This is a genomic window from Pseudomonas putida, assembly GCF_003228315.1.
In the GTDB taxonomy this organism is placed as follows: Bacteria; Pseudomonadota; Gammaproteobacteria; order Pseudomonadales; family Pseudomonadaceae; genus Aquipseudomonas; species Aquipseudomonas putida_S.
On the sequence record NZ_CP029693.1, the window covers coordinates 171,079 to 187,122 of the forward strand.

Annotated in this window: 18 protein-coding genes; 15 read left to right on the plus strand and 3 right to left on the minus strand. The window is 61.5% G+C overall.

Annotated features, from left to right (window positions below):
• Positions 1-315 precede the first annotated feature (315 nt).
• The 6 genes from DKY63_RS32050 (at position 316) to DKY63_RS00830 (ending at position 3,980) form a co-directional block, all read left to right on the plus strand.
• Positions 316-699 carry a hypothetical protein gene (locus DKY63_RS32050; RefSeq protein WP_162634821.1) on the plus strand — a complete coding sequence of 128 codons (384 nt, stop codon included), beginning with the start codon at positions 316-318 and terminating at the stop codon, positions 697-699.
• A gap of 108 nt (positions 700-807) precedes the next feature.
• Complete coding sequence (locus tag DKY63_RS00810; RefSeq protein ID WP_162634823.1) at positions 808-1,155, plus strand: hypothetical protein; 348 nt, start codon at positions 808-810, stop codon at positions 1,153-1,155.
• Between the two features lie 420 nt (positions 1,156-1,575).
• Positions 1,576-2,028 (plus strand): Ohr family peroxiredoxin, encoded by a 453-nt coding sequence (locus DKY63_RS00815; protein ID WP_110962337.1) that lies wholly within the window; start codon positions 1,576-1,578, stop codon positions 2,026-2,028.
• A 79-nt stretch (positions 2,029-2,107) separates the two neighbouring features.
• Positions 2,108-2,560, plus strand: coding sequence for an Ohr family peroxiredoxin (locus DKY63_RS00820; protein ID WP_110962338.1), 453 nt, complete (start codon positions 2,108-2,110; stop codon positions 2,558-2,560).
• Between the two features lie 151 nt (positions 2,561-2,711).
• Positions 2,712-3,170 carry a MarR family winged helix-turn-helix transcriptional regulator gene (locus DKY63_RS00825; RefSeq protein ID WP_110962339.1) on the plus strand — a complete coding sequence of 153 codons (459 nt, stop codon included), beginning with the start codon at positions 2,712-2,714 and terminating at the stop codon, positions 3,168-3,170.
• A gap of 348 nt (positions 3,171-3,518) precedes the next feature.
• Positions 3,519-3,980, plus strand: a complete 462-nt coding sequence (locus DKY63_RS00830; protein WP_110962340.1) for an HvfA family oxazolone/thioamide-modified RiPP metallophore — start codon at positions 3,519-3,521, stop codon at positions 3,978-3,980.
• An 81-nt stretch (positions 3,981-4,061) separates the two neighbouring features.
• Here the strand turns inward: DKY63_RS00830 and DKY63_RS00835 are convergent, their stop codons facing one another.
• Complete coding sequence (locus DKY63_RS00835) at positions 4,062-5,093, minus strand: D-cysteine desulfhydrase family protein (RefSeq protein ID WP_110962341.1); 1,032 nt, start codon at positions 5,091-5,093, stop codon at positions 4,062-4,064.
• Between the two features lie 335 nt (positions 5,094-5,428).
• Here DKY63_RS00835 and DKY63_RS00845 point away from each other — a divergent pair, with 335 nt between their 5' ends.
• The gene (locus DKY63_RS00845; protein WP_204354286.1) at positions 5,429-6,643 is read left to right on the plus strand and encodes a YbfB/YjiJ family MFS transporter; all 1,215 of its coding nucleotides are present in this window, start codon (positions 5,429-5,431) and stop codon (positions 6,641-6,643) included.
• A gap of 15 nt (positions 6,644-6,658) precedes the next feature.
• Entirely contained in the window at positions 6,659-7,924 is a 1,266-nt protein-coding gene (locus tag DKY63_RS00850; protein WP_110962344.1) for an MFS transporter, read from the plus strand.
• On the opposite strand, the gene DKY63_RS00855 is transcribed toward DKY63_RS00850, so the two are convergent.
• Positions 7,861-8,739, minus strand: a complete 879-nt coding sequence (locus DKY63_RS00855; protein ID WP_110962345.1) for a LysR family transcriptional regulator — start codon at positions 8,737-8,739, stop codon at positions 7,861-7,863. The genes DKY63_RS00850 and DKY63_RS00855 overlap by 64 nt on opposite strands.
• A 247-nt stretch (positions 8,740-8,986) precedes the next feature.
• Between DKY63_RS00855 and DKY63_RS00860 the strand changes: the two genes are divergently transcribed.
• The 4 genes from DKY63_RS00860 to DKY63_RS00875 are packed head-to-tail and all read left to right on the plus strand — an operon-like array spanning position 8,987 to position 12,578.
• Entirely contained in the window at positions 8,987-9,301 is a 315-nt protein-coding gene (locus DKY63_RS00860) for a DUF485 domain-containing protein (RefSeq protein WP_110962346.1), read from the plus strand.
• Positions 9,298-10,971 (plus strand): cation acetate symporter, encoded by a 1,674-nt coding sequence (locus DKY63_RS00865; protein WP_110962347.1) that lies wholly within the window; start codon positions 9,298-9,300, stop codon positions 10,969-10,971. The genes DKY63_RS00860 and DKY63_RS00865 overlap by 4 nt, the downstream gene beginning before the upstream one ends.
• Before the next feature lie 54 nt (positions 10,972-11,025).
• Positions 11,026-11,580, plus strand: a complete 555-nt coding sequence (locus DKY63_RS00870) for a cytochrome b (protein WP_110962348.1) — start codon at positions 11,026-11,028, stop codon at positions 11,578-11,580.
• Positions 11,581-11,582: 2 nt separating this feature from the next.
• Positions 11,583-12,578, plus strand: a complete 996-nt coding sequence (locus DKY63_RS00875; protein WP_110962349.1) for an NAD(P)H-dependent flavin oxidoreductase — start codon at positions 11,583-11,585, stop codon at positions 12,576-12,578.
• A gap of 82 nt (positions 12,579-12,660) precedes the next feature.
• On the opposite strand, the gene DKY63_RS00880 is transcribed toward DKY63_RS00875, so the two are convergent.
• Complete coding sequence (locus tag DKY63_RS00880) at positions 12,661-13,548, minus strand: LysR family transcriptional regulator (RefSeq protein ID WP_110962350.1); 888 nt, start codon at positions 13,546-13,548, stop codon at positions 12,661-12,663.
• A gap of 115 nt (positions 13,549-13,663) precedes the next feature.
• On the opposite strand from DKY63_RS00880, the gene DKY63_RS00885 reads away from it, so the two are divergent.
• The 3 genes from DKY63_RS00885 to DKY63_RS00900 all read left to right on the plus strand — a co-directional run bounded on the left by DKY63_RS00885 (position 13,664) and on the right by DKY63_RS00900 (position 16,023).
• The gene (locus tag DKY63_RS00885; protein WP_110962351.1) at positions 13,664-14,341 is read left to right on the plus strand and encodes an MOSC domain-containing protein; all 678 of its coding nucleotides are present in this window, start codon (positions 13,664-13,666) and stop codon (positions 14,339-14,341) included.
• A 210-nt stretch (positions 14,342-14,551) separates the two neighbouring features.
• Complete coding sequence (locus DKY63_RS00895; RefSeq protein WP_110962353.1) at positions 14,552-14,941, plus strand: tautomerase family protein; 390 nt, start codon at positions 14,552-14,554, stop codon at positions 14,939-14,941.
• 32 nt (positions 14,942-14,973) lie between these two features.
• Positions 14,974-16,023, plus strand: a complete 1,050-nt coding sequence (locus DKY63_RS00900; protein ID WP_110962354.1) for an NAD(P)H-dependent flavin oxidoreductase — start codon at positions 14,974-14,976, stop codon at positions 16,021-16,023.
• Positions 16,024-16,044: the final 21 nt, after the last annotated feature.

A 16,044-nucleotide genomic window follows, 5' to 3' on the forward strand; every position in this document is an offset into this window, starting at 1 on the left:
CCATTCGTCCGTTGAACTTGGGTTGAAAGTGCCGCTCTATAGAAAATGTGGGAAAATTTCCCACGCAAATACGCTAACTGGCTATGATGGATCGTGCGGTAACCGCAGTGGCTCGTCAGCGCTGCAGATTGATGGCCGTGCCGGTTGGCTGGTCGCACTTTTTGCGGCTGGAAACTCACTGGATATTGCGTTCGATACGGACATGACTACGCGGCTCCAAGCGGAGGTGCAGCATGCATATCAACAAATGTTTATTGGCGCTGGCCATTGGCGGCGTGTTGTCGGCATCCACGGTCCTGGTACCGGATTACATCAGTGGTTTCTCCAGCGCATACGCCAGAGATGGCGGTAGTGGCGGGGGAGGCGGTGGTGGAGGCGGTCACGGCGGTGGCGGTGGCTCAGGTAACGGTGGTGGTGGCCATGGAGGCGGCGGTGGCGGTTCCGGTAACGGTGGCGGTGGCCATGGTGACGGCGGAGGCGGCAACGGTGGCGGCAATGGCGGCAATGGCGGCGGTGGCGGCGCTGGTGCTGGCAACGGTGGCGGTGGTGCTGGTGGTGCCGGCGCGGGCAATGGCGGTCATGGAGACGGTGGCGGTCATGCCGGCCAGGGCCACGGCGATGATCATGGCGGCGTGGCTGGCAACAGAGGCCAGGGCAATGCCCGTGACCACGATGCCAATGATGACAATGGCGGCGTAGCCGGCAACAGGGGCCGGGGCAATGCCCGTGACAACGATGCCAACGATGACAATGGCGGCGCAGTCGGCAACAGAGGCCCGGGCAATGCCCGTGACAACGATGCCAATGATGACAACGATCGCGACAGAAACGCTGCGAGAAACGATGCGGATGCCGCCCGCGACGCAGCCCGCGCTGATGCGGATGCTGCTCGCGATGCCGCCCGGGCCGATGCGGACGCCGCCAGGGCTGCTGCAAGAGCGGCCGGCGATCCGAACGCAGACGCCACTCGGGATGCTGCAAGGGCTGCGGCCGATGCAACGCGCGACGCTGCTCGCAGAGACGCGGATGCAGCCCGGGATGCGGCCCGAGCGACTGCTAATGCGACCCGAAATGCCGCCAGGAATGGAACGACCGCTCCAGGTGCGCCGGTTCAGGCGCAGAACTAGGTTCGTCGGTTCGTCGGTTCAGCAGTGAGACAGGCGCAGTGCGCTGCCTGATCCACTTTGAATGGACGTCGCTTTGAAGATCGCAGCCTACGGCAGTTTCTGCGGGGATTGCATACCCTGCAGCTGGCTGCGATCTTTTTTTGATCTTCGACCACTCGTCGCCCAACTAAAAAATAATCTTTGACTTCATTCGGTGTTTGGATGAGTATCTGTACATCGCATGCGATCTAATCGAAGGCGATCAAAAGAAAGCAACCCTTGACGCTTGGAGATCCAGTCATGAACACCGAAAGCAGCCACAGCCTGTTCCACTTTACCGATCACGCTTTCGATGGTCACAACGGCAATAACTGGATCACCGCCCCAGCGGCTTGATAAGCGACTTTTTAAATCACTAATATCGCATGCGATCAAATCGCATAAGAAATTGAACTGAGAGGAAGCCCCCATGAGCAAGATCGAAAAAGTCCTGGTAACCGGCAAAACCCACACCACCCACAGCGCTGCCGGCAACACCTTGCGTGGCCACAACGGCAATCTCGACATCGAACTGTCTTCGCCTGGCAGCAGCACGCCGGCCCACGTGTTCAGCGGCGTGCAACCTCATCCGAAAGCCGAGCAACTGTTCGCTGGCGCCTGGTCGGCCTGCTACACCGCCGCGGTCGGCCTGGTCGCTCAAGAGCGCAATATTGTGTTGCCGGCGAACATGGCCGTGGACATTGAAGTGGACCTTGGCCAGACCGGTGCGGAGTACTTCCTCCAGGCCCGACTGACCCTGAACGTGCCAGGGCTGGCGCATGACGTCGCGACCGAATTGGCGCACATCGCCGACTCCATCTGCCCTTACTCCAAAGCTACACGCGGCAATATCGACGTTGCCCTGAATGTAATCACTGCGTAACCCGCGAATTTTTATCAAAAACATCGCGTGCGATATAAGCGCATACGTATGTAAGCCCTGAAAACCCGAGGAAATCACCATGAGCAAGATCGAAAAAGTACTGGCCAGCGGCAAGACCCACACCACTCACAGCAGCACCGGCAACACCTCGCGCGGCCACAACGGCAGCCTCGACATCGAGCTGTCCTCGCCTGGCAGCAGCACGCCGGCCCACGTGTTCAGCGGCGTGCAGCCTCATCCGAAAGCCGAGCAACTGTTCGCCGGAGCCTGGTCGGCCTGCTACATCGCCGCAGTAGGGCTGGCCGCCCAACAATTGAAGGTGACACTGCCGGCCGATACCGCTGTCGACATCAAAGTGGACCTTGGCCAGACCGGTGCGGAGTACTTCCTCCAGGCCCGACTGACCCTGAGCGTGCCGGGCCTGTCGAACGAAGTCGCGACTGAACTGGCACACAAGGCCGATGCGATCTGCCCTTACTCCAAGGCCACTCGCGGCAACATCGACGTCGCCATCAACGTCATCACCGCTTGATGCAACACGCCGCCGGTTCACCTGGGAATCCCGGGTGAACCGGCGGCGCTCTTTCATGAACGACGGAGAAAGTGAGCACTACCGATACGATCGCATGCGATGTATAGTCGGTGCCTCGCAATCCCTTCGTTTCTGGCCACAGAGAACGCTCATGAAATCGACCAAGAAGCCCGCCGCCCTCGACCTCAAGCTCTCTGAATTCCTCTGCTTTGCGGTCTATTCCTCCAACCTGGCCTTCGGCAAGGCCTACAAGCCGATGCTCGAGCGGCTCGGCCTGACCTACACGCAATACATCACCCTCGTGGCGCTCTGGGAAGAAGACAACCAGACCGTTGGCAGCCTCGGTGAAAAGCTGTTCCTGGAATCCAACACCCTGACGCCGATCCTCAAGAAGCTGGAGGGGATGGGGTATGTGCGGCGCCAGCGCGACCCGGAAGATGAACGTCAGGTGCGTATCAGTCTGACAAAGGAAGGGCGCGAATTGCGCGAAGGCCTGACAGAAGACGGCTTTCCACAGACCGGGCTGGATCCCGATGACTTCGAGCAAATGCAGAAAGCCATCGTCAAATTACGCACCAATCTCATCCGCTCGACGAAAGACCGGGAATAAACGCAAGCGAGCAAGATTCCAAAAGATCGCAGCCAACGACAGCCCCTGTAGGAGCTGCCGCAGGCTGCGATCTTTTTTTTTGGCCGCTACGAAACCCCGCCGACCTGGCGACGATTTCCCAATCCCCTCGCCACCAAAAAAACGGGATTGTGTATCGCTCTGTATCCCAACCCGCTGTTCGGAGACTGGCTTACAAATGCCCCTCGAACCGGATACATCCGGGATACACGGTTGCAGTCAAATAGCCCTGCCTTAGCGAGAAAGCAGATGCGACTCGCACCACGGCTTATCGCCTTTGTGGCAATGACCCAAGCGGATTGACCGCACACTGTAATCGGAGAAACAACCATGTCCCGTATGTCCAACAAAACCCGTTTTGGCCTGATCGCAGTCGCTCTGGCCGGTAGCATGAACCTCGGCGCCTCCGCCTTTGCCGCTGATGCGCTGCCGCAGGGCTATCAACTGGCCTCGGCGGAAAAAACCAGCGAAGGCAAGTGCGGCGAAGGCAAGTGCGGTGCCGGCGAAGCCGCTGCCAAAGTGACCAAGGCCGGCGAAGGCAAATGCGGTGAAGGCAAATGCGGCGACGCGTCCTTCGCCCGCACCGACGCCGACCACGACGGTCGCGTTTCTCTGAAAGAACTGCTGGCCGTGGCGCCACAGGGCGGTGAGGAATTCAAGGCGATGGACACCAACGGCGACGGCTACCTTTCCGAAGCCGAGGTCTACAAATTCCGCACTAACCAATACATCTCCAACGGCAAGAAAGTACCAACCGAGCTGTTCACCAAAATGAGCAAGGCGCAGAACTGATTGCTTGAAACGGTTGTAAAAAAACCTCCCCGGTCTTGTGGCCGGGGAGGTTTTTTTTGTGCCTGATCAACAGTGGCAGGCTTATCCGTCAAACGCACTGCGATAGGCAAAAATCCCCGGCAACCCACCGGTCATCACAAACAGCAGATTACTTCCCGCCGGAAAATCCCCCCGACGCACCGCAGCCAGCAGACCGGCAAAAGCCTTGCCGCCATAGACCGGATCGGTGAGCAAACCTTCCTGGGAAGCGAGCAGGCGCACGGCTTCCAGCATGGCTTCAGTCGGTGCGCCATAGGCCTCGCCGCGCTGGCTGCCATCGACCTTGATCGAAGCTTCGGCCAGCGCGGTGGAGGGGGAGAGCAGTTGCAGGACTTGTCCGGTTTTTTCCACGGTCAGGGCCGATGCCTGTTCTTCGGTGGCCAGTACGGAGTAGCCGAGGATTGTAGTGGGTGCCTGGGCGAGGGTGACACCGGCCAGCAAGCCGGAGTGGGTCCCGGCGCTGCCGTTGGGCACGGTGATTTGCTCGAACCGGATGCCGAGTGTATCGGCCTGGCGCAGGATTTCGCCGGCGCAGGCGGCGTAACCCAGACTGCCTCGGGGGCTGGAACCGCCCAGCGGCATGACGAAGGGTTTGCGGCCTTGTTGCTTGAGCCTGTCGACCCGTTCGGCAGCGAATGTATCCGGTGCGACGCCACGCGGCAGGCGATGGATGCTTGCGCCGAACAGCGCGTCCAGCACGACGTTGCCGTTGTGGCAGAAATCGTCATCGCTGCGCACGGCCGACGGCGTCAGGATCAGCTCGCAGGCCAGGCCTTGTTGCGCAGCGACGGCAGCGGTCAGGCGGGCATGGTTGGATTGAAAACCACCCCAGGTCACCAGGGTGTCGGCACCGGCGGCCAGCGCTTCGCCCAGCAGGAATTCGAGTTTGCGCAGCTTGTTGCCGCCACCGCCCAGGCCAGTCAGGTCGTCGCGCTTGACGTAGATATTGCAGCCGTTCAACTCGGGAAGTCGGCTCAGTCGCTGCAGTTTCTGGATCGGTGTCGGGCCTTCGAGCAGGGCCACCCGTGGGTAGGTGGCGAGCGCGGCATCAAGATGACTCAAATCGTGGGGCATGAAGGATCACTCTTGGCAGGGAAGAACGCGGTGCGTCGGCCACTGTAGAAAGGCGTCTGGTGAAGATATACGGCTGTTGGGGAATTACTGTTGATACACGGTGTAATCAACGGGCGGCACCGAACCCCTGTAGGAGCGAGCCTGCTCGCGATGGATGACTGAACACCGCGGGGCATCAGGCCTCCAGCGTCATCGTTAACGACCATCGCGAGCAGGCTCGCTCCTACAGGATGGTGGTATCTGTTATTTGGATATCTGTTGCCTAATTAATTCGTTTATTGAGATATCGCCTGCGCGCGTAGAGTCGGCCCAACTAAAGAATGGAAGGGCAGACGATGAACAGCGTGAAATCAGCAACGGCGCTCCAGCCCGCCAGCCCATGGCGAGGTACGGTGGCGGGGTTTTCGGCGAGCCTGGTCGGCATCGGGCTGGCGCGGTTTGCCTACACGCCGTTGCTGCCGGCGATTGTCGGCGCACATTGGTTCGATGCCTCCCGGGCGGCGTATCTGGGCGCGGCGAATCTGGCGGGCTATCTGGCCGGGGCGTTGTTCGGGCGCGCGCTGGCGGCGAAAACCTCAACCCGCTTCACCCTCCGGGCGATGATGCTGCTGGCGAGCATCGCGTTTTTCGCCTGCGCCTATCCGGTGTCCTTTGCCTGGTTTTTTGCCTGGCGATTGTTCTCGGGCGTCGCCGGCGGAGCACTGATGGTGCTGGCCGCGCCGACCGTTCTGGCCCACGTGCCGCCTTCGCGTCGGGGCTTGGTCGGCGGGGTGATCTTCATGGGTGTCGGGGTCGGGATCGCAGCGTCCGGCACCCTGGTGCCGTTGCTGCTGCAACAGGGCCTTGCGCAAACCTGGTTGGGCCTGGGGTTGATAGCACTGTTGCTGACGGCCATCGCCTGGAGTGGATGGCCGGCGCAGGATGCTCCGGCTGTCGAAGCTGTGCATCATCGACGCCCACCGTCCCAAGGCACCCTCAAGGCGTTGTATGTCGAGTACGCACTCAACGCCGCAGGCTGGGTGCCGCACATGATTTTTCTCGTGGATTTCGTCGCCCGAGGCCTGGGGCAGGGGCTGCAGACCGGCGCGCAATATTGGGTGCTGTTTGGCCTTGGCGCCACCGTCGGCCCTCTGCTGGCGGGGGCTGTGGCTGACCGGATCGGCTTTGGTCGCGCACTGCGGGCAGCGTTCCTCATCGAGGCTGTGAGTGTCGCGGTGCCGGCTTTGGGGCTGGGGACGGTCTGGCTCATGGCCTCCAGCGTGATCGTCGGCGCCTTTGTCACGGGCACTGTGCCGCTGGTACTCGGTCGCCTGCAGGAAGTGCTTGAGAGGCATCCCGCGCAACAGGCCGCTGCCTGGCAAACCGCCACGGTAGGGTTCGCGCTGTTCCAGGCGGTCGCCGCCTATGGTCTGTCCTTCCTGTTTTCGTACAGCGGTGGTGACTACCACCTGCTGTTCGGCATCGGCACGGCGGCCATGTTGATCGCCTTTGTCATCGACGTGATTGCGGCACTGCGAAGCGCCCGGTCAATCGAATCTACGGTCCTCTGACGGAGCGCTTTTCACGTGAATTATGCCAATCGAAATCTTCCCTACTGGCGACGCAACCTGGCGGTTTGCGTGTTCGGCTCGTTCACCACGCTGGTGAGCCTGAGCATGCTGCTGCCGTTCTTGCCGCTGTATGTTCAACAACTGGGCGTCACGGTCCAGGCCGATGTGGTGCAGTGGTCGGCGGTGGCCTTCGGTGCGACGTTTTTCGGCACGGCGATGACTGCACCGCTCTGGGGCCGGCTGGCGGATCGCTTTGGGCGCAAGCCGATGCTGATCCGCGCCGCCATCGGCATGGCGATTGTCATGTCGCTGATCGGGCTGGCACGCAACGTCACCGATCTGGTGGTGCTGCGCCTGATCGCCGGTTTGATCGGTGGTTATGCCTCTGCGTCGATTGTGATGATCGGATCCCAGGTGCCACGTGAAAAGGCCGGGTGGGCGCTGGGCGTGCTGTCGACCGGCGCCTTGTCCGGCAACCTGATCGGACCGCTGGTGGGCGGTTTTCTGCCGCAGCTGGTGGGTATTCGCGGCACTTTTTTCGTCGGCGGCGCGATGATCGCTGTGGCGGCGATCACCACCATTCTCCTGGTTCGCGAGGATTTCCAGCCCGGGGTGGATGGTTCGCGTCGCCCGAAAACCGAGACGCTCGAAGGCGACACTGCCCGCTGGCCGATCATCGCCGCGCTGCTGGTGACGGCGATGATGGTGCTGCTGGCCAACATGTCGATCGAGCCGATCATCACCGTCTACATCGGACACCTTGGCGTAGCCTTCGATGATCAGGCACGGGTGGCCGGGGTGGTGATGGCTGGCTCGGCCCTGGGCAGCATTCTGACGGCTGCCCGGTTGGGCGCACTGGCCGACCGCATCGGCAGTTGGAATGTGATCATCGGTTGCCTGGTGTTGACCGGCATCGTCATGGTGCCCCAGGCGTACATCACGCAGTGGTGGCAGCTGGCAGTGCTGCGCGGCTTGATGGGCATGACCATCGCCGGGCTATTGCCGGCGATTGCCAAGCTGGTTCGCCAGTCGGTGCAAGAACACAACACCGGCAAAATCCTCGGTTATCTGCAATCGGCGCAGTTTTCCGGGCAGGTGATCGGGCCGCTGATCGGCGGCCAGATCGGTGCGCATTTCGGTTTGCACTATGTGTTTCTGGTGACCGGCGCGTTGCTGGTGCTGTGTGCCGGCATCAATGTCTGGGTAAAGAACCGGTTTTACCCGGTGACGACCTCGTCATCGCGCACGCTTTGCAGAAAAGTCGACAGGGCGCTGGAGTAATAGCCGTCGATGCGGCGCACGAACACGGTCTCCACTTGCGCCATGTCGGCCGGAAGATCGTGCATCGCGACCAGGCCATCGCGGGCTGCGTTGGCCGCCACGCCCCGGGGCAGCAGGCTGATGCCGACGCCCGCCGAGACGCAGGCGATGATCGCTTCGATCGAGCCGAACTCCAGCGGCTCCGGGGCGACGATGCCGAGGTGGGTCAGCAGCGTGTCGAGGCGCTGGCGATAGGAACAGCCGATGCGAAACACCACGGTCTTGAGGTTCTTGACCCCGGCGATGGCTTCCAGGCTTTGCAGGGCCGGCGAGGTCACCAGCACCAGCTCTTCGCGAAACGCTGCTTCGCTGTGCAGTTCCGGATGATTGACCGGGCCTGCGACGAACGCGCCCTCCAACTGGCAGTCGATCACGCCCTGAATCAGGCTGCAGGTGGTGCCGGTGCGCACCACCGGGCGGACTTCCGGATAGGCCTTGGCGAACTGCGCAATCAAGCGTGGCAGGCGCATGGCCAGGGTAGTTTCCAGCGTGCCGATTTCCAGCACGCCTCGAGGCTGGCCATCGTCACGGGCGGCGCTGGAGGCATCGAGCAGCAGCTTGGACAGTCGTGCAGCGAAGGGCAGGATGCGCCGTCCCGCCGGCGTCACTTGAACGCCTTTGGCGCTGCGTTGAAACAGTGCCACCCCAAGCTCGTCCTCCAGCGAACGAATCCGCGCCGACACGTTGGATTGCACGGTGTTCAGCTCGCTGGCGGCCTTGTTCATGCTGCCGTGCCGAGCAACCGCATCCACCACCTTCAGGTCCGCCACGTCCATCGCCATCACCTATCTGTAAAAGTCATAACAGGTGCCGAATCTAAAGCTTCTCAGCGATTAGTGAAAGCGCCATTCGGAGAAAGTACGGTTCACCAAAACAGATCAACTGATTCACAAATGATCATTTTACATGATCACTTGCCGAGCATAGGTTGAAGGGGCACAGATACCGCAGCCAGTGGCGGATCGAGTCTGAATCTGAGGCTGTGGAACAACAATAACGCAACCACTGCTACACGGAGTCAACGTGAACCATGCAACTGAATCAGCCAGAATCCGCAATCACCCGCGCTACAAGGAACTGGTCTCCCGGCAACGCAAGTTCGTCGCCGGCCTGACCACGGCAACCCTTGTTCCGTACTTCACGTTCATCCTCGTCGCCGCCTTCGCGCCCCGGTTGCTGGCGACCAAACTGTCCGCCGGCAGCATCATCAACATCGGCTGGCCATTGGGCCTGGTGTTCATTGTCGGCGCCTGGTTGTTCACCGGGCTCTATATCCTCAAGGCCAACGGTGAGTTCGATGCACTGACCGCGCAAATCCGCGCGGGGGCCATCGTATGAAGCAGGTCCTGCGCCACCTCATCCTTCCTGTTCTGCTGAGCGCATTCGCGGCGCGCGCCATGGCTGGCGATGTCTTGCAGAACGTCGAAAAACAACCGATCAACCTCACCGCGATCAGCATGTTCCTGGTCTTCGTCGTGACCACCTTGGGCATCACGTACTGGGCGGCGTCCAAGACCAAATCCATGGACGATTTCTACAACGCCGGCGGTGGCATCACTGGCTTTCAGAACGGCCTGGCGCTGGCGGGTGACTACATGTCGGCGGCGGCGCTGCTGGGCGTGACCAGCATGATTTTCTTCAACGGCTTCGATGGCGTGCTGTACTCCATCAGCTTTTTCGTCGCCTGGCCGTTGCTGCTGTTTCTGTTTGCCGAACGCATCCGCAACCTGGGACGCATCACCATCTCGGACATCGCGTCCTTCCGCCTCGATCAAAACCGCATCCGCACCATGACCGCCTTCGGCTCGCTGACAGTGGTGTGCTTTTACCTGGTGGTGCAGATGGTCGGTGCAGGGCAGTTGATCCAGCTGTTGTTCGGCCTGCCGTACAACTACGCGGTGATTGCCGTGGGCCTGTTGATGGCGGTGTACGTGACCTTTGGCGGCATGGTCGCCACCACCTGGGTGCAGATCATCAAGGCCGGGTTGCTGCTGTTGGGCGGGACTTTGTTGGCGTTCCTGGCACTGAGCAAATTCGGCTTTTCCTTCGATGTGCTGTTTGAAAAAGCCGTGGCCGCGCACCACGACGGCGAGAAAATCCTGTTGCCGAGCAAACTGGTGGCCGACCCGCTGTCGCTGATCTCGTTGTCGCTGGGACTGGTGTTCGGCACCGCCGGGTTGCCGCACATTCTGATGCGCTTCTTCACCGTGCCCGACGCCAAGCAGGCGCGTAAGTCGGTGTTCGTCGCCACCGGCTTCATCGGCTTTTTCTACCTGATCGTCGCTGTGCTCGGCCTGGCCGCCATCGTGATCGTCGGCCAGGACCCGGTCTTCTACGAGTCCGGCAATCTGGCGGGCAAGTTGATCGGCGGCGGCAACATGCCGGTGATGCACCTGGCCAAGGCGGTGGGCGGCGACCTGCTGCTCGGTTTCATTTCCGCCGTGGCGTTCGCGACGATTCTGGCAGTAGTGTCCGGGCTGACCATGGCGGGCACCTCGGCGATCTCCCATGACCTGTATGTGATGGTGGTCAGGCAGGGCAAGGCCAATGCGCGGGACGAGCGTCGGGTGTCGCGCATCGCTTCGGTGGGCATCGGCATCGTCGCGGTGGTGCTGGGGATTTTGTTCAAGGACCAGAACATCGCATTCCTGGTAGCGCTGACGTTCGGCGTCGCGGCGTCGGTGAATTTCCCGATCCTGGTGCTCTCGATGTACTGGAAGGGCCTGACCACCCGTGGCGCGTTGATCGGCGGCGTTGCCGGGCTGATCAGCGCGGTGGGGTTGGTCATCCTGTCGCCGGCAGTGTGGGTCAAGGTGCTGGGCAACGCCGAGGCGATTTTCCCCTACGACTACCCGGCCATCATCTCGATGAACGTGGCGTTCCTCTTCACCTGGCTGGGCTCGGTCACCGACCGCAGCCACGGGGCAGGGCTTGAGCGCGAGCGCTTCGACGACCAGCTGATTCGTGCCCAGACCGGGCTCGGTGCCGCGCAGGCGGTCAATCACTGATTCGTTCCATCTCCTCTTATTCCTGATTGGCGTTAGCTGCAAAAGGAGTCAGCCATGCAACTGAAAGACAATGGCTTGAGATTTTCCCCCATCACCATCGCCCTGCATTGGGTCGTGGCGTTTTCCCTGCTGGCGATCTTCGGCCTGCAACTGATGATCGGCCAGGCGTCCGACGATGCCGTTCGGATGGCCCTCGGTCGCGTGCAAAACCTGGTCGGCCTGCTGCTGTTCCTCGTTTCGATCTACCGCTTCTGGGCGCGCATCACGGCCTATCATCCGCTGCCGGTGGGCACGCCCAACCCCATCGAAGTGATCATCAGCCGCTCGGTGGCGGTGTCAATGGCCCTGGCGATGGTGCTGTTGCCCATCGCGGTCTGGGCGTCGCGCTGCGCCGGCGGCGAGGTGGTGGAATTGCCCGGCGGCGGTTGGCTTCCGAGCCTGCTGCCGGTCAATGCCACGCTCAAGCATGTGGTCGATGTGCTGTTCAACATCGGTGCTTCGGCGTTCCTCGCCGGGTTGGCGCTGCACATCTTCGGCGCGGTCAAGAATCACTTTCTCCTGAAGAACAACACGCTCAAGCGCATGCTGGGCAAACACGTGGAGCTGTGAGCATGAACCAGGACAGAATCGATTTTGCCGGTAACGCGATCACTCGGCTTTGCGGTGTGAAATACCCGATTTTTCTCGGTGGCATGGCGGCCATTTCCGGACCGCAACTGGTGGGAGCGGTGGCCAATGCCGGGGGTATGGGGGTGATCGGCGGCTTGCGCCTGCCGCCGTTGGCCCTGCGCCGCTGGATCCACGAAACCCGTGCGCTGACCGACCGGCCGTTCGGGGTGAATCTGGTGCCGCAATTTGGCGGCCCGGATGTGTTCGAAGCGCAGTTCCAGGTGATCCTCAAGGAAAAACCCAAACTGCTGTCGCTGTTCTACGCCGAGAAATATTCCGCCGATATGATCCCCCGGGCCAAGGACGCCGGCTTGCTGGTCATGGTCCAGGCGGGGTCGGTGGAGCTGGCGCATATCGCCATCGAGCAGGGTGCCGACATCATCATCGCCCAGGGCAGTGAAAGCGGTGGGCATCTCAATCGCGGGACCATCGGCATCATGCCGTTGCTGACCTCGATCCTCGCCATCTGCGAAGGCCGGCCAGTGCTGGCGGCCGGCGGTGTGACCCACGGCGACGATGTGCGGGCGCTGATGTCGTTGGGCGCCTCCGGGGTAGTGGTGGGCACGGCGTTTATCGCCACCGAGGAGTCGAATGCCCACCCGCTGTACAAGCAGAAGATCGTCGAGGCGAGCACCGATGACACCGAGTATCGCACCGGCTATTCGTTTGGCTGGACCTACGGCACCCCGCATCGGGTGATCCCCAATCGCGACAAATGGAACCTGTTGCGCTTCATCGGCGGCGGCGCCCGGGCCATCGACAAACCGCGCATGGCTGAAAAGTTATCGCTGTATGCGGGGCAGGGGGTGGGCAAGATTCACAGCGTGGTGCCGGCGGCGCAGCGGGTGGCGGAGTTGGCCAGTGGGCTGGGGACTGTAACGGATCGATCGTCCACCCAATCCCCTGTAGGAGCGAGCCTGCTCGCGATGGATGACTGAACACCGCGGGGTATCACGTCTCCAGCGTCATCGTTAACGACCATCGCGAGCAGGCTCGCTCCTACAGGGGTGGCGGTGTTGATTAGACCGCAGTCGGCCGTGATATCTGCTGCTGCGCCATCCCGATGAATGCACTCATCGCCGAGGTGATCATCGAGTCGTTGCGGCGAATGAACACGGTGGAGACGTTGGCGAATTGCGCCGGCAAGGCGTGCCAGCGAATGCCGTGGCGCACGCTGCAATTTTCCGCGATGGCCCGGGGCAGCAGGGTCACGCCCATGCCCGCCGCGACGCACGAGAGGATGCCGTCGAGGGTGCCCAGTTCCATGATCTGGTTGGGTACCAGGCCCACTTGGTAGAACCAGTTTTCCAGGGTCGAGCGATAGAAGCAGCCGGTGCGAAACACCAGCACCGTCTGCTGGGGCATTTTCTCCATCAGCGCTTCCAGGGAATCGAACTGGTTGCTGCTGACCAGCACCAGTTCTTCGCTAAACACCTCTTCCTGGGCCAGTGCGGAGTTCTGGTGAAAGCCGCCGACGAAAGCGCCGTCGAGGCGATGGCTTTCAATGGCCTTGATCAACTCGACGGTGGTACCGGTCTGCAACGACAACTGCACGTCGGGGTATTGCTCGCGGTATTTGGTCAGCACCTGCGGCAAGCGGATGGCCGCAGTGGTTTCCATCGAGCCCAGGCGCAACAGGCCTGCGGGGCTGCCAGTGTCCAGCAGGGCGCTGCGGCTTTCTTCGGTCAACTGCAGGATGCGCCGCGCATAGCCGAGGAAGAGTTCTCCCGCCGCCGTCAGCATCACGCCGGATTTCTTGCGAATGAACAGCTCGCGGTTGAGCTCGGCTTCCAGCTCTTTCACGCGCATGGTCACGTTGGATTGCACGGTGTTCACCTGTAATGCTGCGGCGGTGAAACTGCCCAGCTCGGCGACGGCGCAGAAAATCTTTAGTTGGCGCATTTCCATTATTGTTTTCATCCATCTCTAAAAGTGATTATGGACATATCTAACGATCACTTTACGGCTGTTATCAGCGATTAGTAAAGTGGCCAAGACCCTGCAAACGAGCACCGTTCGTCCCATGACACTGACCACGAAAATCGACCACGTCTTCGCCGGTGGCCTGGGTGTGTTGCAGCCCGAGGGGCAGCGCACCGGCATCTTCAAACAGCGCCATACCGGGCCCGTTCGCGTAGAGCTGCACGGCATTGTCGGTGACCAGCACGCCGACACCCGTGTCCACGGCGGCCCGGAAAAAGCCGTGCACCAGTACGCCACGCAGAACTACGAACGGTTGGCCCATGCTTTCGCCCGCAGCGCGCCGCAACTGGTGGCGGGCAGCCTGGGGGAGAACCTTGCCGCGTTCGGCCTCTGTGAACGCACAGTGCATATCGGTGATGTGTTCCAAGTCGGCAGTGTGGTGTTGCAGGTCTCCCAGCCGCGCAGCCCGTGCTGGAAAATCAATCACCGTTTCGATGCCGAGCACATGTCGATGTTCGTGGCCAAGGAGCGCATTACCGGTTGGTACTACCGGGTGCTTCAGCCGGGCTGCCTGCAAGCGGGGGATAGCCTTGAGCTGCTGGAGCGCCAAAGCGAGCGGTTTTCCATCGACCGGTTCTGGCAGGTGCAGTTGGCGCACCGGCCGGTGATCGAGGATCTGGTTGCATTGGCGGCGACACCCGGCCTGTGCGAGGACTGGAAGCGACGGCTGGGCGAGCGCGCGAAATACCTGCAAAACCGTGCTTCTGCTCCACTGTAGGAGCGAGCCTGCTCGCGATGGTCGTCAACGATAACGCGGGAAACCTGATGCCCCGCGGTGTCCGTGGGTCCATCGCGAGCAGGCTCGCTCCCACAGGGGTGGTGATTCATAAAATATGATTTATACGATCATTAATCATCATTTTACATGATGATGTATCTCACCTATTTTTAGGCCTCCGCTCCCGATTCCCCCGCGAGGCCAGGCGCCATGCCACTGCTCAAGTTCGACATCATCCACGGCCGCACCGATGAACAATTGCGCACGCTGCTGGATGTGGCACACCAGGCCATGGTCCAGGCCTTCGATGTTCCATTCAGTGACCGCTATCAGAGCGTCACGCAACACCGTCCGGGGGAGCTGATCCTGCATGACACCGGTTTGGGATACACGCGCTCGGCGAAGGTAGTGCTGCTGACCGTGGTGTCACGACCCCGCTCGCAGGAGCAGAAAATCGAGTTCTATCGCTTGCTGGCCGAGCGGCTGCAGGCGGCCTGCGATCTGTCCCCCGATGACCTGATCGTTTCGCTGGTGGAAAACAGCGATGCGGACTGGTCCTTCGGCGGCGGGCGGGCGCAGTTTCTGACCGGCGAGCTCTAGCCTTTTTTCACATGTTTCGTTCAGGTGCTGTCATGTCCAATCCCTTGCTGTCGCTGTTGAACATCGAACTGCCGATCATCCAGGCGCCCATGGTCGGCGTCTCCACGCCCAAGCTCGCTGCGGCGGTGTCCAATGCCGGTGGACTGGGTTCCATCGGTATCGGTGCGAGCAACGTCGAGCAGGCGCGAGCCATGTTGCGCGAGACGGCGGCCCTGACCGACCGACCCTTCAACGTCAACCTGTTCTGCCATGTGCCTGCGGTGCCAGACGCGACGCGTGAAGCGCAGTGGCTGGAGTTTCTCGCGCCGCTGTTTGCCGAATTCGAAGCGCCCGCACCCACGGCGCTGCGTGAGATCTACACCTCGTTCGTCGAAGACTTCGGCATGCTGGAGATGTTGCTGGAAGAAAAGCCGGCGGTGGTGAGTTTCCATTTCGGCCTGCCACCGCAATCGTCCATCGATGCATTGAAGGACGCGGGTATCGTCCTGCTCGCTTGCGTCACTAGCCTCGCCGAAGCACAGCAGGCCGAGCGTGCTGGTGTGCATGCCCTGGTGGCGCAAGGTTACGAAGCCGGCGGCCATCGAGGCGTGTTCGACCCACAGCAAGATAGTCAGATGGGTACCTTCGCTCTGGTGCGTGTGCTCAGCGAATCTTGTGAACTGCCGGTGATCGCGGCCGGCGGCATCATGGACGGAGCGGGCGTCAAGGCTGTCATGCAACTGGGTGCCAGCGCGGCGCAACTCGGTACGGCATTCATCCTGTGCCCCGAGTCCTCCGCCAACGCGGCCTACCGCGAAGCCCTCCAGGGGCCGCGCGCGCACCAGACCCGCGTCACCAGCGCCATTTCCGGGCGCCCTGCACGGGGCATGGTCAACCGCAACTACATCGACCTTGAAACCAACGCCCCGGCGTTGCCGGACTATCCCATCGCCTACGACGCCAACAAGGCACTCAATGCCGCCGCCGCAACGAAAGCCAACACCGGCTTCGCCGTGCAATGGGCCGGGCAGGGCGCACCACTGGCCCGGGCCATGCCGGCAGTGGCCTTGATCAATGTGCTCACAGCCGAAATGAACGCCTGACACCACCCCCTGTAGGAGCGA